19 protein-coding genes are annotated in these 24,565 nt (G+C 47.4%); 10 read left to right on the top strand and 9 right to left on the bottom strand.

What is annotated here, in order from left to right; translation table 11 throughout:
• Positions 1–96: 96 nt before the first annotated feature.
• From QFZ48_RS06325 to QFZ48_RS06295, 7 genes are all read left to right on the top strand, one after another.
• Positions 97–774, top strand: a complete 678-nt coding sequence (locus QFZ48_RS06325; protein ID WP_429044876.1) for a phosphonatase-like hydrolase — start codon at positions 97–99, stop codon at positions 772–774.
• Positions 775–795: 21 nt separating this feature from the next.
• Entirely contained in the window at positions 796–1,941 is a 1,146-nt protein-coding gene (locus tag QFZ48_RS06320) for a TIGR03364 family FAD-dependent oxidoreductase (protein WP_429061627.1), read from the top strand.
• A 339-nt stretch (positions 1,942–2,280) separates the two neighbouring features.
• Positions 2,281–2,979 carry a TIGR00730 family Rossman fold protein gene (locus tag QFZ48_RS06315; RefSeq protein WP_370909374.1) on the top strand — a complete coding sequence of 233 codons (699 nt, stop codon included), beginning with the start codon at positions 2,281–2,283 and terminating at the stop codon, positions 2,977–2,979.
• A 161-nt stretch (positions 2,980–3,140) separates the two neighbouring features.
• The gene (locus QFZ48_RS06310; RefSeq protein WP_429061625.1) at positions 3,141–3,782 is read left to right on the top strand and encodes an O-methyltransferase; all 642 of its coding nucleotides are present in this window, start codon (positions 3,141–3,143) and stop codon (positions 3,780–3,782) included.
• 24 nt (positions 3,783–3,806) lie between these two features.
• Complete coding sequence (locus QFZ48_RS06305) at positions 3,807–5,243, top strand: glucosaminidase domain-containing protein (RefSeq protein ID WP_429061623.1); 1,437 nt, start codon at positions 3,807–3,809, stop codon at positions 5,241–5,243.
• Between the two features lie 50 nt (positions 5,244–5,293).
• Positions 5,294–5,839, top strand: coding sequence for a hypoxanthine phosphoribosyltransferase (gene hpt, locus QFZ48_RS06300; protein ID WP_370909377.1), 546 nt, complete (start codon positions 5,294–5,296; stop codon positions 5,837–5,839).
• 45 nt (positions 5,840–5,884) lie between these two features.
• Positions 5,885–7,630: a YfbK domain-containing protein gene (locus QFZ48_RS06295; protein ID WP_429061622.1), complete on the top strand. Its 1,746-nt coding sequence runs from the start codon at positions 5,885–5,887 to the stop codon at positions 7,628–7,630.
• A 4-nt stretch (positions 7,631–7,634) separates the two neighbouring features.
• Here the strand turns inward: QFZ48_RS06295 and QFZ48_RS06290 are convergent, their stop codons facing one another.
• The 3 genes from QFZ48_RS06290 to QFZ48_RS06280 form a co-directional block, all read right to left on the bottom strand.
• Entirely contained in the window at positions 7,635–8,576 is a 942-nt protein-coding gene (locus QFZ48_RS06290; RefSeq protein WP_429044883.1) for a class I SAM-dependent methyltransferase, read from the bottom strand.
• A gap of 224 nt (positions 8,577–8,800) precedes the next feature.
• Positions 8,801–9,976: a molecular chaperone DnaJ gene (gene dnaJ / locus QFZ48_RS06285; RefSeq protein ID WP_370909380.1), complete on the bottom strand. Its 1,176-nt coding sequence runs from the start codon at positions 9,974–9,976 to the stop codon at positions 8,801–8,803.
• Positions 9,977–10,088: 112 nt separating this feature from the next.
• Positions 10,089–10,595 carry a nucleotide exchange factor GrpE gene (locus QFZ48_RS06280; RefSeq protein ID WP_429061620.1) on the bottom strand — a complete coding sequence of 169 codons (507 nt, stop codon included), beginning with the start codon at positions 10,593–10,595 and terminating at the stop codon, positions 10,089–10,091.
• 206 nt (positions 10,596–10,801) lie between these two features.
• Here QFZ48_RS06280 and QFZ48_RS06275 point away from each other — a divergent pair, with 206 nt between their 5' ends.
• A complete protein-coding gene (locus tag QFZ48_RS06275; protein ID WP_429044886.1) occupies positions 10,802–11,974 on the top strand; it encodes a class I SAM-dependent rRNA methyltransferase in 1,173 nt (390 codons plus the stop codon).
• A gap of 81 nt (positions 11,975–12,055) precedes the next feature.
• Here QFZ48_RS06275 and QFZ48_RS06270 read toward each other — a convergent pair whose 3' ends face one another.
• From QFZ48_RS06270 to QFZ48_RS06250, 5 genes are all read right to left on the bottom strand, one after another.
• Positions 12,056–12,409: a T9SS type A sorting domain-containing protein gene (locus tag QFZ48_RS06270; protein WP_370909383.1), complete on the bottom strand. Its 354-nt coding sequence runs from the start codon at positions 12,407–12,409 to the stop codon at positions 12,056–12,058.
• Between the two features lie 188 nt (positions 12,410–12,597).
• A complete protein-coding gene (locus QFZ48_RS06265; protein ID WP_370909384.1) occupies positions 12,598–13,629 on the bottom strand; it encodes a PorP/SprF family type IX secretion system membrane protein in 1,032 nt (343 codons plus the stop codon).
• A gap of 20 nt (positions 13,630–13,649) precedes the next feature.
• On the bottom strand, positions 13,650–16,505 hold the full coding sequence (locus QFZ48_RS06260) for a PKD domain-containing protein (RefSeq protein WP_429061618.1): 2,856 nt from the start codon (positions 16,503–16,505) through the stop codon (positions 13,650–13,652).
• Between the two features lie 162 nt (positions 16,506–16,667).
• Entirely contained in the window at positions 16,668–21,104 is a 4,437-nt protein-coding gene (locus tag QFZ48_RS06255) for a PKD domain-containing protein (RefSeq protein ID WP_429065475.1), read from the bottom strand.
• Entirely contained in the window at positions 21,025–21,540 is a 516-nt protein-coding gene (locus QFZ48_RS06250; protein WP_429061616.1) for a PKD domain-containing protein, read from the bottom strand. The genes QFZ48_RS06255 and QFZ48_RS06250 overlap by 80 nt, the downstream gene beginning before the upstream one ends.
• 131 nt (positions 21,541–21,671) lie before the next feature.
• Here QFZ48_RS06250 and QFZ48_RS06245 point away from each other — a divergent pair, with 131 nt between their 5' ends.
• Together QFZ48_RS06245 and QFZ48_RS06240 are read left to right on the top strand one after the other, a co-directional pair.
• The gene (locus QFZ48_RS06245; RefSeq protein WP_429044891.1) at positions 21,672–22,271 is read left to right on the top strand and encodes a methyltransferase; all 600 of its coding nucleotides are present in this window, start codon (positions 21,672–21,674) and stop codon (positions 22,269–22,271) included.
• On the top strand, positions 22,253–22,945 hold the full coding sequence (locus tag QFZ48_RS06240; RefSeq protein ID WP_429061614.1) for a rhodanese-like domain-containing protein: 693 nt from the start codon (positions 22,253–22,255) through the stop codon (positions 22,943–22,945). The genes QFZ48_RS06245 and QFZ48_RS06240 overlap by 19 nt, the downstream gene beginning before the upstream one ends.
• 67 nt (positions 22,946–23,012) lie before the next feature.
• Here QFZ48_RS06240 and QFZ48_RS06235 read toward each other — a convergent pair whose 3' ends face one another.
• A complete protein-coding gene (locus QFZ48_RS06235; protein WP_429061612.1) occupies positions 23,013–24,524 on the bottom strand; it encodes a carboxypeptidase M32 in 1,512 nt (503 codons plus the stop codon).
• Positions 24,525–24,565: the final 41 nt, after the last annotated feature.

The following is a 24,565-nucleotide window of genomic DNA, read 5'->3' as shown; positions in this document are numbered from 1 at the left end:
CAAAATTCGCATATTACGCGCATGTTAAATGTTTATAAATGCTAAACTTATTTTTAGTAACTCCTTATCTTTGCCACCTATTAACAATGGGAAAAGATGGGAATACAATTAGTTGTTTTTGATATTGCAGGCACTACCCTGCATGATGAATCCAATGTAGCAAAGGTGTTGCAGCAAGCCATCGGGCTGGCGGGTGTTACAGTAACGCTGGAACAGGTGAACGAGGTGATGGGGTACGCCAAACCGTATGCTATCCGTTACCTGTTGCAGCAGCAGAAGGATAGCCGCTACAGCGATGAAACCTTTATTGGCGACCTGCACAGCCGTTTTGTGGCGGACATGAAAGTGCATTATGCCACACATCCTGCGGTAAGGGAAAAAGAAGGGGTATCAGCGGTATTTGCCGCACTGAAGGCAAAAGGTATTAAAGTGGCACTGGATACGGGCTTCGACAGGGCCATTACCAACGTGATCCTGGAAAGGGTGGGCTGGCAGCAAAAAGGACTTATTGATGCCGTGGCTACCAGCGATGAAGTACCCTTCGGCCGTCCATACCCGTATATGATATACCGGATCATGGAACAGTTGGGAATCCGCAGTATAGCGTCGGTCGCTAAAACCGGCGATACCATTTCCGACCTGGAAGAAGGTACTAACGCAGGTTGCCGCTATGTAATAGGGGTTACTACCGGCGCTTATACGCGGGAAGAGCTGGAGAAAGGTCCGCATACCCACCTGGTAGCATCCCTGGATGAACTACTGTCTATCTTTTAATCACACTTTACATTTGATATCATGCAACAACAACAGGCAGATGTAGCAGTAATAGGCGCAGGAATAGTGGGATTGGCCATGTCTTACCACCTGGCAAAAAAAGGAAGAAAAGTAGTGCTGTTTGAACGTAACAGTAAAGCGATCAGCGCTTCTATCCGCAATTTCGGACTGGTATGGCCCATCGGGCAAACAGCAGGTAAAATGTACGACCGCGCTATGCGCAGCCGCCGTACCTGGAAAGAGCTGGCTGCTGCCGCCGGGTTGCAGTGCCAGGAAACCGGATCACTGCACCTGGCGTATGAAAAAGATGAACTGGCGGTATTGGAAGAATTTGTACAGGCCGCTCCCGGCAACGGTTACAGCTGTGAGCTGATTGCTCCCTCACAAATAGGAAAATATACCAGCGCGATTAAAACAAACGGGTTGAAAGGTGCATTGTGGAGTGCCTCCGAAATGACCGTGAACCCACGCCAGGCCAGTGCCGTTATCGCAAAGCATTTGGAGGAACACCTGAACGTAACGGTTCGTTTCGGCACCGCGGTAAATGGCATCAGCATGCCCTTTATTGAAACCAAAGATGAGCGCTGGAAAGTGGAAGAAGTATTTGTTTGCAGCGGCGCTGACTTTGAAACGCTTTACCCTGCTGAATTTGCGGCCGCACCGCTGAAAAAATGCAAACTGCAGATGATGCGTACCATTCCGCAACCGGGCAACTGGCAACTGGGTCCCGCACTATGCGCAGGCTTAACCCTGGGACACTATGCGGCCTTTGAAAGCTGTAAAACCCTGGAACCACTGAAGCAGCGCTTCGCACAGGAAATGCCGGAGTATGTGAAATGGGGCATTCACCTGCTGATTTCTCAAAATGGCGCAGGCGAACTCACCATTGGTGACTCACATGAATATGGTCCGGACTTCGAACCATTTGATAAAGCATTTATCAATGAACTCATCCTGCAGTATATGCATACCTTTTTACAGGCGCCGGAGTATACCATCCAGGAACAATGGCATGGCATCTACCCAAAACTAACCAACGGCAAAACGGACCTGGTATTCTCTCCCGAAAAAAATGTAACGATCGTAAATGGTCTTGGCGGAGCCGGGATGACATTGTCTTTCGGGCTGGCCGAAGAAGTAGTGGCAGGCGCGCATACCTTTGCGTAACCTTGATAAATTTAAATTAGGTTATTGCTTAAATAATTAATAAATTAATGGAGATTAAGCGTTATGAGAACATCTGTTGATTAAAACGGTAGTACTATCTTACTAAATTTCAACATTATTTATTTTTTTGATTGCCAGCATTAGCAACGTTTCTGCAGCGATGTTTATTTAACATCGCTGCACGTTCATAACGTGTTAAATGTAAAGCAGGTTTCTATATAGTTACCTGCTTTTTTTATGCGTAAAGCTGTTACTGTAAGCCAATTATTATATAAATTACATCATTCCGCGTGCCTGCACGGGGGAAGGTGTTTTATAGCATAATAAAAAAGCAGTTGCATGAACAGTAGTATAAAGAATCTTAAAGAAAGAGACTGGACGGAAACAAGAGCGCATTCCAGCTGGCAGATATTCAAGATAATGGCGGAGTTTGTTGAAGGATTTGAGAAACTGGCTAAAATAGGACCCTGTATTTCCATATTCGGATCGGCCCGCACCAAACCGGGCAACCGTTATTACGACCTGGCCCAGGAAATATCCACCAGGCTGGCAGAAGAAGGCTTTGGCATTATCACCGGTGGCGGACCAGGTGTTATGGAAGCCGCCAACAGAGGCGCGCAGGCAGCACATGGCAAATCAGTGGGCGCCAATATCACCCTGCCGCACGAGCAACATCCCAATGTTTATATAGACCCGGAGAATAGTCTCAATTTCGATTACTTCTTTGTCCGTAAAGTAATGTTTACCAAGTATTCCCAGGGCTTTGTGATGATGCCTGGTGGCTTTGGTACGATGGATGAATTCTTTGAAGTAGCCACCCTTATTCAAACCAAGAAAATGGAGGAAACGCCGATGGTGCTGGTAGGGAAAGAGTATTGGAGTGGCCTGCTCGACTGGATCCGTAATGTAATGATGGAAAAGGAAAGCAATATTAACCCGCAGGACCTCGACCTGCTGCAGTTATTTGACACAGCAGATGAAGTAGTGGAATATTTCCGTGTTTTCTATACCACCAATAAATTAAGACCGAATTTCTAATAAAGCCTCCCTTCAGGCCGGAAAAGCGGATATGCGTGAACGTACGCCCGGAGAGAATAAAACCCGGCAGAATAGCGTTTATGGATATATCCGCTTTTTCTGTTGAAAGCAACAGGCTGTCGGTTAGCCGCTTTTCCTTAGCTTTGCAGAAATTTTAATATATGGAGCTCATACCGGCAGCAGTAGAGGCCTATTCAGAAAAATATACCAGCCGGGAAAGTGAATTGATGTACCAGCTGAACAGGGAAACACATCTGAAGGTAGCGTTGCCGCATATGTTGAGCGGGCAGGTACAGGGCCAGTTCCTCAGTATGATAAGCCATATGATCCGGCCGCACCGTATCCTGGAACTGGGCACTTACACCGGGTACTCAGCGATTTGCCTGGCCGCAGGCCTCGCACCCGATGGCATATTACACACCGTAGATATCAACGAAGAACTGGAAGCCCTTTGTCATCAATATTTCTCGGCAAGCGGGAATGCAGATAAAATAAAAATGCATATCGGCAAAGCGGCCGATGTCATTGAACAACTGGATGAAGTATTTGATCTGGTGTTTATTGACGCGGACAAATCCGGATATGAACAGTACTACGACCTGGTTTGGGATAAACTGCGTCCCGGCGGATTTATCCTGGCAGATAACGTGTTGTATCACGGCCAGGTACTGCTGCCTGAAAACGAACAGGGACGCCAGGCAAAAGCCATGATCAGTTTTTGTGAAAAAGTGTTGGCAGATGACCGTGCAGAACAGGTATTACTCACCATGCGGGATGGTGTACTGATGATCAGGAAGAAATAAAACGCCCATTAAATCCGAACATACATGCAAGTAAGAAAATTCTTATTGGTAGTCAGTTTTCTTATTGGCTTCGTTACCGTACTGCACGCACAGAACATCACAACGCAGCAGTACATCGCCACCTATAAAAACTTAGCCATTGAGGAAATGCGCCGCTCAGGCGTGCCTGCCGCCATCAAACTGGCGCAGGGGATTATAGAAACACAGTCCGGCAACGGCACCTTGTGTTTACAATCGAACAACCACTTCGGTATTAAATGCAAAAATACCTGGACCGGCAAAACCATCAAATACGATGACGATGCAGCCCAGGAGTGTTTCCGTGTATATGAATCCGCCACCGATTCCTACCGTGATCACTCCGATTTTCTGCACGCCAACCCGCGCTATGCCTTCCTCTTCCAGTTTGATGGCGAGGATTATAAATCATGGGCTTTTGGTCTTAAACAAGCCGGATACGCTACTAATAAAACTTACCCACAACAGCTGATTAAAGTAATTGAAGATTATAACCTTCAGCAATATACGATGATTGCTATGGGGAAAGATCCTTCTGCTGGTGGCGCAGCAACCGATGGAACGATGTATGCAGAAGTAACCGAAAAGGGAAGCAAAACATCTCCCGGAAGGAAAAATCAAAGTACAGGCACCAAACAAACTGCCAGCTATCCGAAAGGTATCTTTGAAATCAACGGCCGCAAAGCAGTGTATGTAAAGGCAGGCAGCTCCCTCATCCAGGTAGCCGACCAGCGTAATATGCGCCTGCGTAAGCTGGTACGTTACAACGACCTGGAAAATGATAACCCGCCTGCAAAGGATATGATCGTTTTCTTACAAAAGAAAAGCAAAAGAGGAAGCAGGGAATACCACAGCGTTGTTAACGGGGAAACCATGCACGACGTAGCCCAGGCAGAAGGCGTACAGTTAAGATGGTTACGCCGCCGTAATAAAATGAACGAAGGGGAAGAACCTGCTGCGGGTCAGCGGTTAACGCTTGATGGTTTTGCTTCCGCCGCACCACGGCTGGCTAAAAATACCCGGGTACTGAAAGAAGAAGACCAGGAGCCACCGGAAGATTTCTCTCCCCGTAAAGCACTGGAGGGTATTAAGGAAGAAGTGGCCCAAAACGCAGCAGGCGCTGGTGCTGTACCGGAAACAAAACCAGCCCCGCAACAGGGTGGTGTGCCGGTAGCCATGATAGAAGACCTGAAGAAAGCCGGCCAGGTAACCACCACCGGGAATACAGGTACACCAAAAACATCCGTGCCGCAACCGGCTCCGCGGCCTGCTACACCTGCACCAGTGCAGAAATCAGGTATGCAGTACCATGATGTACAGCCGAAGGAAACGTTGTATGGTATTGCCAAAATGTACAACCGGTCTGTTACACAGTTGCAGGAATGGAATAACCTGCAGGGTTTTGATATTAAAATCGGCCAGCGTTTACTGGTAAGTAAATAAGCAGCGATCTTTTTTTGCTGATGATTGTTAAATAAGGAAATGAGCGTATTATGTCGTTGATCAAAGTGCATGACAAAGAGTTCCAGCCCTATATTGATGAAGTGGCGTTGCAGCAGCGGGTGAAGGAGATGGCGGAACAAATCAATAAGGATCTGGAGGGAGAGCGCCCTCTATTTATTGCCATTCTTAACGGCTCCTTTATGTTTGCCGCAGATGTGTTTAAATACCTCACTATTGAGGCGGAGATCTCGTTTATTAAGCTGGCTTCCTATAAAGGCACCAAATCTACGGGTAATGTGGTACAGGCCATTGGCCTGGACGAAGATCTCTTTGGACGCACCGTAGTAATCCTGGAGGATATTGTGGACACCGGCCGGACCATGAGCCAGTTCCTGCCCCAGCTGGAGCATCAGCAACCGAAAAAATTACTGGTGGCCGCCCTGCTCACAAAGCCGGATGCGATGATCCATCCTATCAAAATAGATTACCTGGGCTTTTCCGTTCCCGATAAGTTCCTGCTGGGATACGGCCTCGATTACGATGGCCTGGGCCGGAACCTGCCAGCCATTTATCAACTGGTGGAATCCGGGCAGTAATTATTTTTTCCGGGCGCTTGCCCGGAAAAAATCTTAACTTAATACATGCTCAAGTACCTTTTACTCTTTCTTTTGTGGGGTGGAGGGCTGCAGGCGCAAACAATCTGGGTATCGGGAGCGGTAGAAGACAGTTTATCCCACCGCCCCGTTGCAGGAGTACAGGTGAAGGTGATGGATGACACAGTCCATGTGGTCACAAACGCTTTCGGTCTTTTTAAAATTTCAATCCCCACGGCATCGGCCACGTTATTGCTTACACAAAACGGTTATCAATCCAAAGAGATAACGGTGCGCAAATACGACAGGCTGTTAATAACGTTATCGCCTCTACGAAAAGATGCAGATCCGGTGGCCCTTGCCAAAGCCCGGTCAAAACTGTTGCATAGCAGCAATCCCAATTACGGTAATACCGGCATGGGAGTACACTCCTTTTACAATGAAACTTACGGAGCCACCTACGAAAATAAATTTGTCCGTACGGCCAACCATCCCGTATCTACCTTCGCCGTGGATGTGGACAGGGCCGCGTATAGCAATATCCGCCGCTTCCTGCGGCTGAAAGAAGCAGTGCCGGTAGATGCCGTTCGTATTGAAGAGATGATCAACTACTTTCACTACGATTATCCGTTACCGTTAGCCGGCGAAACGATGGCTATGTATAGTAATTACACCACCTGCCCCTGGGAAACTACCCACCGGTTATTACAGATCGCCATTAGGGCCCGCGCATTGGAGACAGATAGTTTTCCCGCCAGTAACCTGGTTTTCCTGCTGGATGTTTCCGGCTCTATGGGCACCCCCAATAAATTACCTTTATTACAGGCAGCTTTCCGCATCCTGGTCAATAATCTCCGTCCGGTAGATAAAGTAGCGATAGTAGCCTATGCAGGCGAACCCGGTGTTCTTTTACCGGCTACGCCCGGCGATCAGAAAGAGAAGATCCTGAACGCAATAGATAATCTCAGTGCCGGCGGCGCCACTGCCGGGGAAGCCGCCATCAAACTGGCGTACCGGATCGCATCAGAGCAGTATATCCCTGAGGGCAATAACCGCGTGATACTGGCCACCGACGGCGATTTCAACGTAGGCCTCAGCAGTGATAATGAAATGGAAGAGCTGATCGTTCAGCAAAAGGAAAGCGGAGTATTGCTTACCTGTTTGGGTTTTGGGATGAAGAATTATAAAGATTCAAAGCTGCAATCCCTGTCCAGTAAAGGGAATGGTAATTTTGCCTATATAGATGACCTGGAAGAAGCCAATAAAATATTTGCCCGTGAATTCGGCAGCACCTTGTTTACGATTGCCCGCGATGTGCAGTCGGAGGTATGGTTTAACCCGGCACTCGTAAAATCGTACAGGCTTATCGGTTATGAAAATAAAATACTGCCTGCCGACAGCTCGGAGAAGGGGGAATTTGGCGGAGGGATCATTGGCAGCGGGCATTGTTCTGTGGCCTTGTATGAAATTATTCCCGCACCGGAAGCTGCTGCCGTCGATACAGTGCTGGCAAAGATAAAAATATCCTGGCGGGATCCGCAGGATACGGCGATGCAATATTTACCCGGTGTTATATCCGCAGAAATGAAAAATTTTGATAAGGCCTCCGATGATTGCCGCTTTGCTGCCGGCGTGGCTTTATTTGGGATGCTGCTGCGCAAGTCGTCTTACTGCGGCAAAGGCAATATAGAAATGGTGAACGATATTGCCCGCCAGGCATTGGGCGCCGACAAAGGCAACTATCGCTCAGAGTTTTTGAAGATGGTAAAAATGGTACGCAAAGGAAAGCATTGATCCTTTATTTTATTAACCGGTAGCACTTCCTGATCATCTTCTGCTGAAAATCAAATGGTAAAGTTTGATTGGTAATATCCTTTATGCTGGAGGCGCTGATCTTATCGGCTTCCAGTACAAACCGGCGGTAGTTGTTACTGAAGTAAACAATGCCATCTTTTTTTGTGGCCAGCAGCACTTTATTGAGCATATCCGCATGATCCCGCTGTACGTCGAGGAAATCCTTCATCCGTTTGCTGTTGGAGAAAGTAGGCGGGTCTATGATCACGAGGTCGTAGGTATTAAGTTTAAGGGTGTCGAGGTATTGCAGTACATCCGCATGTACAAAAGTATGTTTCGGGTTATCGAACCCGTTCAGCTTCATATTTTCTTCTGCCCAGGCCAGGTAGGTTTTAGACAGATCCACAGAAGTTACTTCTGTTGCGCCTCCAGCGGCGGCGTATACGGAGAACGAGCCGGTATAACAAAACAGGTTAAGTACTTTCTTGTCTTTTGCTTCTTCCCTTACCATGCTGCGGGTAATGCGATGGTCGAGGAACAGGCCGGTATCGAGATAATCGGAAAGGTTCACTTTAAATTGCAGTCCAGCTTCGTAAGCCGTCATGATATGGCTTTCCAGGCTGAGTTTTTCGTACTGGCTTTTCCTGTTTTCTTTGCGTTGCCGTTGTTTAACCCATATTTTATTGGGTGCTACTTCCAGTACTTTGCTAATCAGTTCCAGGCAGGTATCGAGCCATTCTTCATGTGCATCTTCTTCCATGCCGTGTTTGCGGTGGTATTCTGCGATGTAAACATGGTCTTCATACATTTCTATACTGAAGGGAAATTCAGGAATATCATCATCGTACACCCGGTAGCAGGTGATGTTTTGTCGTCTGGCCAGTTTGGAGGTATGCCGGAAAACTTTCGTCAGCCGGTTTTCGAACATCTGCAGTTTTTGTTCCATGGTGTAGTGTTTACCGCGCGAATTTTGTCTTTCTCGCTGATTACGCTGATTTTACTGATTAGTTTGATTTTTACTTTTGATTTTATAAAGGATTAAGGGAGATAGAAGCGGATATTCGCTTTTATCTCCCTTAATTATATCTTAAGAAAATCAAAAAAATCCAAAAAGTAAAATCAAACTAATCAGTAAAATCAGCGTAATCAGCGAGAAAGACAAAATCCGCATCAGCTGAAAATATCTCTTACCTTTTCGAAGAATCCTTTATCAGATTTTTCGGGATTTGGTTTGAAGTTATCGGACGATTGTAATTTGTCGAGCATTTCTTTCTCTTCCGCGGTCACGTGTTGTGGTGTCCATACGTTCACATGAATCAGCTGATCGCCTTTTTCATAAGAATTTACGGAAGGGAATCCTTTGCCTTTCAGGCGGAATATTTTACCGCTCTGTGTGCCGGGTGGGATTTTAATTTTGGCTTTTCCGTCGATGGTAGGCACTTCCAGGGAGGTGCCATATACTGCATCGGGGAAGGAGATGTGCAGATCGAAGGCTACATTGAGTCCATCGCGTTGCAGCTCCGGATGTGGTTCTTCTTCGATGAGGATCAGCAGATCGCCGGGTGCGCCGCCTCTTTCGCCGGCGTTACCTTTACCGCTCATGCTCAGCTGCATGCCTTCCTGAACGCCTGCCGGGATGTCGATGCTCACCATTTCCTCACCGTACATACGGCCTTCACCTTTACAGTGGCCGCATTTGCTGGTAATGATCTGGCCTTCGCCATGACAGGTGGGGCAGGTGGTAACGGTTTGCATTTGTCCGAGGAAAGTTTGGGTAACTTTTCTTACCTGGCCAGAACCGCCGCAGGTATTACATGACTGGAATGCGTTTTTATCTTTTGCACCCAGGCCACCGCAATGCTGGCAGGGTACATATTTTTTTACTTTAATCTTTTTGTTGGCGCCTTTGGCGATTTCTTCATAGGTAAGACGGATCTTAACCCGGAGATTGGAGCCGCGGGTACCGCGTCCACGGCGGTTTCCACCGCCACCACGGGCGCCACCGCCGCCAAAGAAGCTACCGAAAATGTCATCGTTACCAAAAATGTCACCGAAGTTGGAGAAGATGTCGTCCATGTTCATTCCACCACCGCCATATCCGCCGCCACCACGGTTGCCATTCATGCCGGCATGGCCAAAGCGGTCGTATTGCGCCCTTTTATCAGGATCGCTTAATACTTCATAAGCTTCAGCTGCTTCTTTGAATTTTTCTTCTGCCTCTTTGTTATTGGGGTTGCGGTCAGGGTGAAACTGCATCGCCACCTTGCGGTAGGCTTTTTTAATTTCATCCTGTGAAGCAGATTTGGCAACAGCCAGTATTTCGTAATAATCTCTCTTGGTAGACATTATAATAATCACTTAATGCTGGTGCAGGCACCAGCTCTTGTCCGGTAAAAAATATTGTTTTACGTCAGCTTTTAGCATAGGGCATCCTTAGAGATTATGCCACATCGTCATTTTATTTGCCCACAATTACCTTAGCATGACGGATCAATTTGTCACTCAGGTAATAACCAGGTTGCAGCACATCTACTACTTTACCAACCAGCTCTGGCGTGGGAGCAGGGATTTCGGTAATAGCCTCCTGCAGATCCGGATCAAATGGGGTATGTATACTCTCCATTGGCTTCAGTCCTTTCGCTTGCAGAGTGTTTCTCAGTTTATTGAAAACCAGCATTACGCCGTCTTTAACGACCGCAACATCTGTTGTGTTTTCCAACTGCTTTTCAGCCCTGTCGGTATCATCCAGCACATCCAGCAAAGATATGATAACCTCCTTGCTGGCTGTTTGCATCAGTTCTATACGCTCTTTAGCAGTACGCTTACGGTAATTGTCAAATTCTGCCTGTAACCGGAGGTACTTATCACGGATTTCACTTACTTCCTTTTCTTTCTTCTCCAGCTCACTCACTTCACCTGATTCATTATTCGTATTTGAACTATTGCTTATATTTTCTTCTGGCATGCCTTCGTTTTCGCTACCAGTGTTAGCCTGACCCGTTTGTCTGCATGTCTTTTTCGTTTTCTGTCATAATAAGTAATAATTGTCTGCGCAGGTATCCAGTCAATTTCTTTGCCAACAGCGGTTTTGCCGACAAAAAGGCAGAATTGAAAGTGAAATCCCCAAGGCTAACCGCTAAATAGCTACCTTTGCCCCTCGAAATACAATAAATGACTAAAGTTTTTTTAAAGAAACAGATACAGAACAGGGTATTACAAGGGCATCCCTGGATTTTTGGCAATGAAGTGGCCGAAATAAAAGGAGATGTAAATGCCGGTGATATCGTAGATGTATATACGCATAAAGGTTTTTTCCTGGGTCGTGGTTATATCAACCCTCAATCCCAGATCCTCGTAAGGCTTCTTACCCGTGATAAGAACGAAGAAATAAACCCTGAATTCTTTTACCGCCGTCTCCTCAAGTGCTGGGAATACCGCCAGAAACTGGGCTATGTGGAAAACTGCCGCCTCGTATATGGGGAAGCAGATGACCTGCCGGCACTGGTAATCGATAAATTCAACGATTATTTCGTGATACAAACCCTCGCGTTGGGTATGGAGAAATGGAAAGATGCCATCGTAGATGCTATCAACCGCATTTTTTCACCCAAAGGAATTTACGAAAGAAATGACGTGCCTGTAAGGGAACTGGAAGGCATGACCCAGCAGAAAGGCTTTCTCAGCGAGCCTTTCGACACCAACCTGATCATCAATGAAAATGGTTTGCGGTTTCATGTGGATATCGTAAACGGTCAGAAAACGGGCTATTTCCTGGATCAGCAAGACAACCGCCGCGAAATCAAGCATATTGTAAAAGGCGCCGATGTGATGGAAGCCTTTTGCTATACCGGTACTTTTTCCTGTCATGCCGGCTTTTATGGCGCTAAAAGCGTACTTGGACTTGATATTTCCGAAACAGCGGTTGCTACTGCCCGCAAAAACGCCGAGCTGAATAACCTGCAGGATATCTGCCGGTTCCAGGCGGTGAATGCGTTTGATCAGCTGAAGCAATGGACAAAGGAAGAGAAGAAGTTCGACGTGGTAATACTGGATCCGCCGGCCTTTACCAAAAGCCGCGAAAATATTTCGAAGGCAGTAACCGGTTATAAGGAAATTAATCTTCGTGGAATGAAACTGCTGAAACCCGGAGGCTTCCTGGTAACAGCTTCCTGCACCAACCTGGTATCGCCGGACCTGTTCCTGCAAACCATAGATGCGGCCGCAAAAGATGCGAAGAAAAGACTGCGCCAGGTTACTTTCCAGACACAGGCCCAGGACCATCCCATCCTGCGGAATATTGAGAATACTACGTACCTGAAATTCCTGATTGTAGAAGTTTCCTGATAACAGAAGATATAAAAAAGGAAAAGTCACGATGTAAATCGTGACTTTTCCTTTTTTATTTTGATGCCAGATATATCTAAGCTATTTCACTACATTGAATTTCCCGGATTCCACCAGGTTACCCCGCTGGTCCCTTAATTGGAAAATATACAAACCGTTATAATAATTATCCAGGCTCACCGTTGTCTTGGAACTGATGCCTTTTAACTGATCTATTTTTTTTCCGAGGAAATTATATACAATAAGATCGTATAAGCGATCGTTATTATGTTGTTGAACTTCAAATGTTATGACGGTAGTAGCTGGATTGGGATATAGCTTCACGATTTTGCTACCCCCCTCCGTGGCAGGTTGGGATTTTTCGCTTTGAGCCTTGCCTATGCTGGTAAAAAGGCTGAAAACCATTATGAGAATCAGGGTAGAGGTTTTCCACATAGTATTATAAAAATAAAGTTTTTTTCAAATATTTCCTAATTTTTGTTTGACAAATTCGGCTCATTCGAGCGCCTATGTTTCTACATAAAAATAACAAACTACAGGCCATTTTGTTAGTATTTCCGCATATTTTATGTAATTTTTAACGCTTGGTAATTTATTTTCATAATTAATTGATTTATAATAGATTAAAATCTGGGACAGTTTACGCTTTCCAGCGTTGAATTCCGGCTGTTAAGAAATCCCTTGAAAACCAATGAAATTTCGAAGCCGCCAAATGTCTGGCTGGCTGTTCTCAGTTTGGAAATATTGGTGTCATAACTCATTCCGATCTCGTATTTATCCATGTCAATTTTGATGGTTGGGATAATAGCATCATTCCACCTCAGGAAGAGGCCGCCATAAATGGCCCGGGTCGATTCCAGTCCCTGGTCCATTAAACCATAACCGATTAAAGCACCGCCAATATATTCTGTATAAGTGCCCTGGTGCAACTGGTTGTAATGTGCAATTACTTTTACCCGCTCATCTACCGGGATTGTGATACCCGCGTTAAACGTAAGTTTCGGCTGCAACTCAATATTCTGATCGTTATAGAAGGATATTTTGGCTCGGTTAAAATGGAAGTACCCGGCCCCGATAAAGTAATTCACATCTTCTCCGATCACGCTGTTGTAACTCAGGCCCACTCCAGCATCGAGGTAACTGTAGCCTTTCAGCGCCAGTTTGCCTTCTTCCCCGGTAGCGGTAGCAGGATCAAACCGGCCGTTGGTATACTGGTTGTTAAAGGTCATGTTGGTGGGATCGAACTGCCGCTGCACAAAGCCGCCCATGAATCCTACAGAGAGGAAACTACTCTTATCTTCATTGAGCGATTTATGATAGTTGATAGCCGGGAAGATCTGCGTGGACTGCAGTTTGGAAGTACCTGCACGGTCGTAGGTAACCTGCAAACCGGTAGTCACATAGTCGTTGCTGCGACCCACAGGGAACTTTATTTCGCCACTCACGGTACCGGTCTGGTAAGGAATGGTAACGCTGTTCCACTGGTTACGATATACAGCCTGCACGCGCACATCGCCGTTGAAAATGCCTATCAGCGCAGGATTGCGGAGGATAGGCGTTTCATAGAACTGCGACAGATGTATATCCTGGGCATACAACGGTGCTGCATGCGTGATGCAAACTATCGCCAGTAATACGCGGTATATGGTTTTCATGTTAGCCAGGTTAAAAATATTTATCTGAGTAATGTTACGTTGCCTTTCATCTGGAAAAATTCGTTGGTATCACAGTAAGCCTCAATAAAGTAGATATACACATCAGCAGGCTGCGGCTTGCCGTTAAAGGAGCCGTTCCACCCGGTGCTGATATCATCAATGTTGATTCTTTCGCGATGATGTACTTCCTGTCCCCAGCGGTTGAAAATCCGGAAAGACTTTATCAGGCTGATGCCCTTTCCGCGTGGATAGAATATATCATTTTGCCCGTCGCCATTGGGACTGAAAGTATTTGGAATAAATACCACGTCGGTATTGCAAACGAGGTCCACGTTCATGATATCGCTTTTCGTACAGCCGAACTGGTTAGTACCGGTAATGCTGTAAGTGATAGGCTTACGTACGGCAGCCGTTACATAAGGAGAACTGGTGTTATCGAGGTAATCATCCGGGCTCCATTTCCATTTCACAATGTCAGGACTTCCGCTGGCCATCAGTCGCACAATATCTCCCACCATCACTGTCTGGTCCTTGCCGGCATCTACCTGTGGTACCGGTTTTACGGATACTTTCACAGCAAGCGGCGCACTCATGGGGCAAATAGCGTCGTTGGTGCCGGTTACCTGGTAAGTGATGTCTGTTATGGGTGTGGTAACCGGGTTAGCGATAGTGTTGTTGGTCAGGCCGGTAACGGGCGTCCAGTTATAGATGGTAGCGCCGGCTGCTTTCAGTTGTACCGAAGTGCCGTAGCAGGCAATGGTATCATTGCTTACGGTAAGATTTACTTTCGGCACCACTACTACATCAGTGGAATCAAATAACGTACATCCGTATACGTTAGAAGCCTGCACGCGGTAACGGGTATTTGTAAGTGGCGATGCCACCGGATCTGTACAGAAAACACAACTGAGCTGGTTGGTGGTGAGCCATTGCACCGTGCCGTCTGATAAGGCATTCAGGTTAACACTGTTGCCCTCGCAAATCTTTGGTTGTTGTGCCGATGCTTTCAACACCGGGGTGGGATGAATGTTGATGGTTTTGCTGACAGAGTCCCTGCAATTGCGGGCATCTGTCACCACCAGTTTCACCGCCTGTCCGCCGGAAGTGCTGTACTTAGTCGCTGGCGGTGTTTGAGCGGTGGAACTAAGGCCATTGCCCAGATCCCAGTACCAGTTGGCAATCGGGATATTGGGAGAAGTAATGGTGTTATTGATAAAGCTTACCGCCTGGCCTGCACAGGTAACCGGGCCGGTGGTAAAGTCGGCCTGTGGTGCGAGGATGTCAATATCATCCGGTTTATACACAATGTCGTCGCAATAAGCGGGATCATTATAACGAATGGTCAGCTGGTTATCGAATGTACCCGCAGCGGCCCATGTTTTTATATAGGTTTGGTCAGTCGTGGTAAAAGTGGTGCCATCGCCAAATTGCCAGGTGTAGCTGGAAACCAGTCCCAGTGGTACATTCAGCACACCATAGGTCGCCTTGCTTCCGCGGCAGATGGAGTTGACGCCGGCAGTAAAATCGGCCCGGAAATAATAGATTGTCTGGAAGTTGCTATGGTTGCAGTTATTGCCTATTTCCCCAATAGTAAGACGAACGGTATAATTACCGGGTGTTATATAATTATGTACTGCGTCCATGGTGTTTACCAGGGGAGAGTTATCTCCAAAATCCCACTGGTAGGTAGAGTTGGCGCTGGTACCAATGGAGTTGTTGGTAAAGATAAATTTACTTTTATCGGCACAATCGCGAACCACGCTGAATTGTGACACCGGACCGGTTACGTTTACAGTAGCTGGTGGCGCAGCTGTGAAGCAGCCATTACTGCCCGCTTTCATTTGCACGGTGAGGGTGCCATTGGCATTAAACGAATGACGGATATCGTTACTGCTGCCTGATTCCGTTTTTCCATCTCCGAAATCCCAGCTGTAGGTGTCCGCAAAGCTGGCATTGGCGAGCAGTCGTACCGGATCGCCGGTACAGGTACTGGCCGGAGATACAGTGAAGCTTACACTGGACGGGGGATTGCCGGTATGCACAAACTTATCGAACGCTGTAGTTACGACGCATTGCCCCTGGGTAGTAACGGTAACGCCTACGTTATAAGTTCCGGTTTGCGTATAGATGTGATTTACATTTCCGTTGGCAGTGGATTGGGTGTTGCCATCCCCGAAATTCCAGGCCCAGGATACCACCGGATCATTGATATCGTTGGCGGAAGTAGCCGTGAACGCAGCGGTATAAGGCACACAGCCGGATAACGGTGTAGCCATGGTGATCTGGGGCAATGAAATATCGATATAGGCATCTTTCTTTAATGTGGCCGTACAGCCATTGGTGTTAGTAACGGTAAGGGTTACATCAAATTTGCCCGCTCGGGTGTATTGATGTGGTATGTAAGCATTACTGGTGGTAACCGGTGCAGTACCGTCGCCGAAATCCCAGGTACGACTGGCCGCGCCTATCGTGGCATCCGTGAAATTAGCGGCGAATACTTTGCAGCTTTTTGTTACATCTGCCGAAAAAATTACCTGGGGGGTAGCACCTACTACCAGGTTACGCCAATAAGTACTGGTAGTTGTTCCGCCGCTTACTTTATATACTGCCTCGAGGGTGATTTTTACGGGTCCGCCACTGGTATAGGTGACCTGTGGATGCTCCTCATGTGAAGTTCTGCCATCCCCGAAATCCCAGTTATAGGTAAGCGGAGTGCCGGTGCTGGTATTTCTCAATGTAAGTGTTACGGGTGTACACAGGCTGCCCGGCGAAGCGGTATAGGTAAAGTCCGCCTTCTGTGCCAGTAAGCAGTTTGCCTGCAAAAGGGATATAAGGAGCAGCAATGTCCAAAAACACTTTGCCTGTCGGTATTTCATAGGGTACACAGGTTTTCCATTGACTAAATGTCTACACAAATTAATAAAAATTACATATATAAATTTTTTGATTTTCGGAAATTTTGATAAGGAAAGATGGAAATACAGCAGAGTGGCTGCAAATCAACAACATCCGTATCAAAAATTCCGTTCGGGGCGTCTCTACCTGATAAGGGTAATATTCCCTTTCAACAGGTTTACAGCACCTTTGTCACACACTACTTCCACATAGTATACAAATACATCCGGGTTCAGGATGGCGCCTTTGTAACGGCCATCCCATCCAGAGGATGGATCATTGGTATTCACTCCGGTACGTTCAAATACCAGTTGTCCCCAGCGGTTGAAGATCCTGAAAATGCGGATGGACTGCATACCGCGGCCCCGCACATAGAAAACATCATTCTGTCCATCGCCATTGGGAGAAAATGTATTGGGGATGAATACATTACCTTCATTGCATACCAGCTTGATCGCTACATCGTCGGTACTTACACAGCCAAACTGGTTGGTTACCTTTACATGGTAAGTAATATCGTCTGTGGGCGTGGCCGTAGGCGTCAGGCAGTCGTAACAGCTCAAACCAGTTACCGGCGTCCATTCAGTTTTAATAATATCGCCGCTGCCTGTTACCGGCAATGGAATAACAGAGCCGGTAGCTATCACCATATCCGGACCGGCATTCACTACCGGTACCGCACGTACGTAAACTCTTGCTAACGCAGTATCTGTGAAGCAGGTGCTGTTGTTATAACCCACTACCTGGTAAGTGATATTGCCATCCGGACTGGCAACGGGATCGGCAATATCCGCGCGGTTCAAGCCCCTGGCGGGAATCCACTGGTAGCGTAAGGCACCGCCTGCATTCATCTTCACGCTTTCGCCCGCACATATTTCGGCATCCTGCGCGTAAATTTTGAACGGCTGCGTAACGGTAACGGCTATTTCACCAGTATTCGTACAACCGTATTCGTTAGTGGCGGTAACCCGGTATAAGGTATCGATATCCGGCGTTGCCTGCGGCGATACGCTGGTTACGTCGGAGATGTTGTAATCAGTCCAGTTTACTGCTACATTGGCGGTGGTATTCGCCTGTAACTGTAATGCCGCACCACGGCAGATAGTGGCCGAAACCGGAGAGGGATTTAATACAGGTGAAGGATGTACGATCATCTGAGTAGTAGTTTCTGAAGGACAGGAACCATCACTGTTGGTGATCGTTAATACCACCGGTATGGTGCCGGTGCTGTTTAAAAGTATTTCCGGCGGAACAGGTACGTCGTATGTTTGCCCGGTTCCTATCTGCCAGTGCCACTTGGTGCCTGGTATATTTTTGCTGTCGCTGCCGGCCAGCTGTACTTTCCCAGACACACAAAGCGGTAAAACAGGAGCAATGACGGCCACCGGTTGCGGCGGAATTACCACCGGCAGGATCTTCTCATCTATACAACCATAGGCGCTGGTTACTACCAGTTTAACATGAGTAGTTCCAGGCTGTGGATAATTAAACAAGCCGTTCACGGTGGCAGCGCTGTTGCCGGGATGACCCGGTGCGCCAAAGTCCCAGGCATTGGTGAAATCAAGTGCAAGTGAATCTTTGGTTAACGTTTTACTCTTGTTGGTAAAAGTTACTTCACCACCGCCACATACCTGGAAATCATTGGTAGCAAAATCAGCTATTGTTTGATCTACAATAATCTTATCGTTGCCTGCCGCTTTTACCACGCAACCCTGATTGTCCAGTAAAGATACACGCGGATAATATATGCCTGCCTTGGTGTAGGTGTGTGCCGGGGATACCGGTGTGGTAGAAGTAAGTACGGTACCATCATCGAAGTCCCACATATAGCTGTCGGTTTTAACAGAGGTAGCGCTGATACTGATTGCCAGTGGTACGCAACCCTGTGTAGGCGTGGTTTTCATGGTGCCGTCCGGTCCTTTGATGGTAATAGGAAGCGTGGCAGTGCTGGAGCAACCTCCTTCTGAATATACGGTGAGCACTACGTCGTAGGTGCGTGCCCGTGCGTATATATGCACATCGGGATCATTTTTGGCGGAAGTGCCGTTATCACCAAAATTCCAGCTGGAGTTTACAAAATCAGTAGAAGTATTGGTAAATAATACTTTCACCGGCGGGCACAGGTCCAGGTTATCCGGTATCGTGAAAGATGCTTTCGGATCAGGAACCCTGATGGCATTTGTTTTGGTGATTTCATCCGTACAACCCGCGGGGGAGGTTACTTTGAGTGTTACGTTATATTGGCCAGGGGCGCTGTAAACCTTTACAGGTCTGTTTCCCGTGCCGGTGGTATTGTCGCCGAAATCCCATGCGTAGTTTTGGATAGTACCCTGCGACTGATCCATAAATGTAAACGACTTATCCAGGCAAGCGATATTGGATGGTACCATAAAGTCGGCCTTCACCCGGTCGAAACGAATCACTTTCTGGATTTTCACTGCACAACTAAACTGATCGGTGACGGTTAATGATATCGTGTAATCGTTCGCGTTAGTATAGGTATGTTTTATGTCAATGGGTTGTGTAGTATAATTCTCTTTATTGCTCTGATCCCCGAAATCCCATTCCCAGTTGAGTATGCTGTTGCCGCTGTTTACGGTAGACTTATCCGTGAAGCTGAAAATCTCATCTTTACATCTCTTGCCGGTGTAATCAAAATCAGGTGTAGCCCCGTTTACATCAATGCTAATGGGTGGGGCCTCGCGGATACAGCTGTTTTTATCTGTAATGGTAAGCTTAATGGTAAAGGTGCCTGTTTTGTTATAGGTATGTGTGATACCATTGGCAGGATTAAAATTGTATGCCGGTATATTTTGAATGGCGCTGCCGTCGCCCCAATCCCAGTTATATTCGTTGATATTGGCATTATTCAGCGGTCCTAATGAAATGTGGATGTTTTCTCCTTTGCATATCCTGGGCTTATCAGCAGTAATAACGGGCTTTTCATCAATGATGTTCACCGATTGCGTAGTGGTAGAAGTACAGATACCATTGTCGATGGTGAGCCGTACCTGTTTCAGACCTGTTGTCTGGTACCGGAAATCCGGATGCTGATCGGTGGAAGTAGCGCCGTTTTCGCCAAATTCCCAAAGCCAGGATTTTACTGCGGTGGGAATAGGCCCAAAGGTGGAATTGTCCGTGAATTTACGGTGATAGGGATCCAAGCAATCCGGTGCAGTTTCAAACCGTGCAATAGGTGGAATGATCTGGATATAATTCCGCTTTATTAACTGCTCAATACAGCCGTTATTGTTTACTGTGAGAATGATATCATGACTGCCGATTTCATTGAAGGTGTGGTTGGGGTTTTCCTCTGTACTGGTGCTGTTATCCTGTACAAATGTCCAGATCCAGGAAGTACCACGGGGAACAGACAGGTTGGTGAACTGTACCGGGTCTTTAGCGCATGATTTCAGAGGGGTGGCAACAAAATCCACTACTGGTCTTGTTCCTGCCATAACAATAGTAGTGCCGCTGGCAGTACATCCGCCTGCTGTGGTTACGGTAATGGTAACCGTGAAAGTTCCCTGTGTGGTGAAAATATGATGGGGCCTTGCATCGGTAGACGTGCTGCCATCACCGAAGTTCCATTGATAACTGACAATGGGATCGGTAACATCCAGTTCTATGTAGAAGTCCGCCGGTAAAGGGATACATCCTTCCGTTGCGCTGCGATAAATACTCAGGTTGGGTTTGGCAATGTTGATGTAACCAGGATTGGTGACTGTTTTACTGCAGCCCGAAGCATTGGTGGCGGTGAGACTTACCGTGAATGATCCTTCGCGGGTGTAGGTATGTGAAGGGTTTTCGAGCGTAGAAGTAGCGCCGTCTCCAAAGTTCCAGTTCCATGCAGTAGCGTTGGCGGATTGCGCGTTGAACTGCGTGGTAAAAGGCGTATTACAGGCGCTGAGTGGCGTAGCTGCCGGGTTGATTTGCGGAGAAGGAGCTACGTGAATAGTTTGCTGGATCTCTTCCATGCAGGTACCGAGGGTGGCCCGCATTTTCACGACATAGTCGCCCGGCGTGGCAAATTGTTTCACCGCGTTTGCAGTGGTTTGAGTAGTGCCATCCGGGAATGCCCAGGTCACCTGGTCCGGAACAGGTTGTGTGGTATTGGTGAAGTTAACCGGTTGATCAGCACAGGGTGCTGAAAAAGTAAACGCCGGTTTCACTTTTTCAATGACGATGTACGCCGTTTTAGTAAGAGGAGCGGAGCATCCACCGGAGGTAGTGGCGGTGAGCTTTACGGTGAAACGGCCTTCCCTGGTATAGGTATGCTGGTTGGCGGTGCCGGTAGTGCCATCGCCGTAATCCCAGGTATAGGTCACCGGATCGGGCGAGTTATTCACTGTATTGTTAAAGAAATTTACCATGAATGGCGTGGTGCAGCTTTGTGTTTTGTCGGCCGAGAAAGCCGGCGTAGGCGCGCTTTGTATTTTCACTGGTTCGGGTCCTTTAAATGCCGTACATCCGTGGCTGTTAGTTACAGCGCTGAGTACATTATAAGTGCCTGCCTGCGTATAGGTGTGTGTAACATTTGCGCCTGTGGCGCCTCCACCGTCGCCGAAGTCCCAGGTAATATCTGCAATGCTGCCGTCTCCCGGGGGCAGACTGGTCCCTGAAAGTAGCCATGAAGGGTGCGCATCCGGTGGTGTTGGGGATGGTGAAGTTGACAAGGGGTTTGTTATATACCTGGATGTCAAGTTGTTTGACGATGGTATTGGCGCCGTAGGTAGCCGTTAGTTTAACATGGTAAATGCCGGGGTCCTGGAATGTTTTGGAGGGGGTGAGGTCGTTGGTCACATTGGCGCCAAGTCCGAAATCCCATTCTATCTGTTGGTAGCCTGCATCTAATGTGGCGGTAAAGTTCACCAGGAAAGGAGGACAGCCTGCTAATTTATCTGCATTGATGGCAACTGACTGCGCACGGGCAGCAACGGCCAGGGCCATCACCGGCAGCAGGCAAAGCAAAATATGTTTTGTGACAATCCACAAATAATTGTGTAGGCTTTTCATGGCATAGGTTGGCGTTAAGGCCTTTTCACAGGTATATTCAAAGCATAAAAATAGTAATAATGTTTGGAAAAGCGATGCATTTATGTATGTGGCTGAATGGCCGTAACTTAGCATAAAAAGCAATGCCGGATATGGATAGTCAGTATTGGAATGACCGCTATCTTAAAGGAGATACGGGTTGGGATATGGGAGCGGTGTCGCCACCCCTGAAAGAGTATATTGATCAGCTGGTGGACCGGGATATTCGTATACTCATTCCCGGTGGAGGCAACAGTTACGAGGCTGCTTACCTGGCAGGCCAGGCTTTCAGCGATGTAACGGTGCTGGATATTGCACCGGCATTGGTGGAACAACTGAAAAAAACGTTTGCCCGTACCCGTGTGAAAGTGCTGGAAGAAGATTTTTTTGCGCATAAAGGCAGTTACGACCTGGTATTGGAACAAACATTTTTCTGCGCGTTGCCTCCTTTCCTCCGGATGGATTACGTGGACCATATGTATTCGCTGATCAAACCTGGCGGGCACCTGGCAGGGGTGTTATTTAACCGTCATTTTACGCAGGACGGGCCGCCCTTCGGTGGTACAGCAGCGGAATACACCAAGTTGTTTTCTCACTTATTTGATATAAAAACGTTACAGCCCTGTTATAATTCTCATCCGGCCAGGCAAGGTGCAGAGTTGTTTATTAATTTTATGCCGAAAATAAAGAAGATATGGGACGAGTTTTCTTAGCCATCTTATTGATGCTCACAGGCATTACCGCAATGGCACAGGAGCGGCAGGAAGTGGATGCCGCGGAATTTGAAAAGGATATTCAACAGCCGGATGCACAGGTGTTTGATGTGCGTACCGCCGGGGAATTCAGTACCGGGCATTTGCCGCAGGCCTTACAGGCCGATTATACAAAGAAAGAAGAATTCATGGACCGGGCGCAGTACCTGGACAAGAAAAAGACCGTTTATATTTACTGCCTGAGTGGCGGCCGCAGCACCGCCGCCGCCAAATGGATGAGAGAGCATGGTTTTACGGAGGTGGTGGAGCTGGATGGCGGCATCAATGCATGGAAGCGGGCAGGCAAACAATTGGAGGGTGTCGCTGAAAAGAAGCCGCAGCTTACTATAGCGGATTATAACAACGCCGTTCATGCAAAAGGAATGGTACTTACCGATGTTGGAGCTGCGTGGTGTCCTCCCTGTAAACAGATGGAGCCGGTGCTGGAAAAATTCTTCCAAAAACATCCGCAGGTAAAGAGGGTATTGGTAGATGGCGGTAACGACCAGGACGTAATGAAATCTGTTGATGCAACTAAGCTGCCTACTTTTATTTTTTATAAGGATGGTAAAGAAATAGCGCGGAAGCAGGGTGTGATGGAGCTGGCAGAGCTGGAGAAGCAGGCGGGGTTGTAATCGAAGTATACTACAAGTAACAGGAAAGTCCGGAACCATCTTTCACAGATCGTTCCGGACTTTTATTTTAGAAACCGTATATCCCGGCATATTTCGCTTTCGCGTATTCCAGGAACTCGCCAAATACCAGTTGTTTCCCGGTTACTTTCTCACACAATTCATTTGAGGTATAAAATCTTCCAAACGGATGTACGTTGGTACGCAGCCATTCCAGTAACGGCTGGTAATTGCCGCCGGCAATACGTGCGTCCAAACCAGGTACTTGTTTTTGTGCAGCAGCAAAAAACTGGGCGGCATAAAAACTGCCGAGTGAATAGGTAGGGAAGTAGCCGAAGCTGCCGTGCGACCAGTGGATGTCCTGCAATACGCCATGAGCATCGTCGGGTACCGTTACGTGCAGGTATTGACGGTAGTATTCATTCCAGGTGTGTTTCAGATCTTTTACATCAATGCTGCCATCGATCAGTCCTTTTTCAATTTCATACCGGATCATGATGTGGAAATGATAGGTGAGTTCATCTGCTTCCGTGCGGATGAGGGAAGGCTGCACTTTATTAATGGCTTTATAGAACGCATCCAGCGACACGTTTCCGAGGTTTTCGGGGAAGAGTTGCTGCAGGCGGGGATAGTGATATTGCCAGAAAAGAAGGCTCCGGCCCACGTTGTTTTCCCAGAGGCGCGACTGGGATTCATGTATGCCAAGGCTGGTGGCTTCTCCGCAGGGAAGGCCGTATTGTTCGGTAGGAAGCCCCTGCTCGTAAAGGGCATGGCCACCTTCGTGGATACAGCTCCAGGTCATGTTACCAAAATCATTTTCATCGATGCGGGTGGTTACCCTTACATCAAGTGGACTGAAGCTGGTGGTGAAAGGATGTTCTGAAACGTCCTGCCGGCCTGCTTTCAGGTCGTATCCCATACCTTCCAGCAGGGCGAGACCAAATTTCCATTGTACATCGCGGTTATAATGCAGATGAAGGAAATCCTTATTGATAGCGGGTTGTTGTTCTATTTGGCTGAGCAGTGGTGAAAGGGCGGTTTTCACTTCATTGAAAATGGTATCCAGCATACCGGTATGGGCGCCTTTTTCATATTCATTCAGGAGGGCGTTGTAGGGATGTCCTTCATAGCCGAGGATATCCGTTTCCTGTTTTTTCAGTTCAACCATCCGGGCGAGCGCCGGGGCGAAAATGGAATAGTCGTTGGCTTTGCGGGCTTTTATCCAGGCGTGATAGCTTTCGTTGGTCACTCTTGACATTTCTGCCACAAAGGCTGCCGGGTATTTTTTATTCTTTTCAAAGTCTTCTGTGGAAAGAATGATATTTTTCTGTTCTACAGGATTCAGTGTGGTATTCCCTTTCAGGGCCTGGAGGATGGCTTCCAGTTCCGGGGCGGTGAATAGTTCGTGAGCTATAGAGCTGAGGGTGGTGATCTGCTGACCGCGGAATCCCGCGCCTTTTTCCGGAAGATAGGTTTCCTGGTCCCATCCAAGTACCGCCAGGGCATTTCTTACGTCCGCAATTTTTTGCATTTTTATTTTGTAATCCGCATACTGTTCTGCTGTAGATTTGCTTCCGGGCATAAAAGATATTTTTTTGCAAATTTAGCAGATGCCGGGAATGA

The sequence above is a fragment of the Chitinophaga sp. W2I13 genome (genome assembly GCF_050434005.1).
GTDB lineage: Bacteria > Bacteroidota > Bacteroidia > Chitinophagales > Chitinophagaceae > Chitinophaga.
Note: the sequence above shows the minus strand (reverse complement) of the source record. Positions and strands in the feature narration are given on the sequence as shown.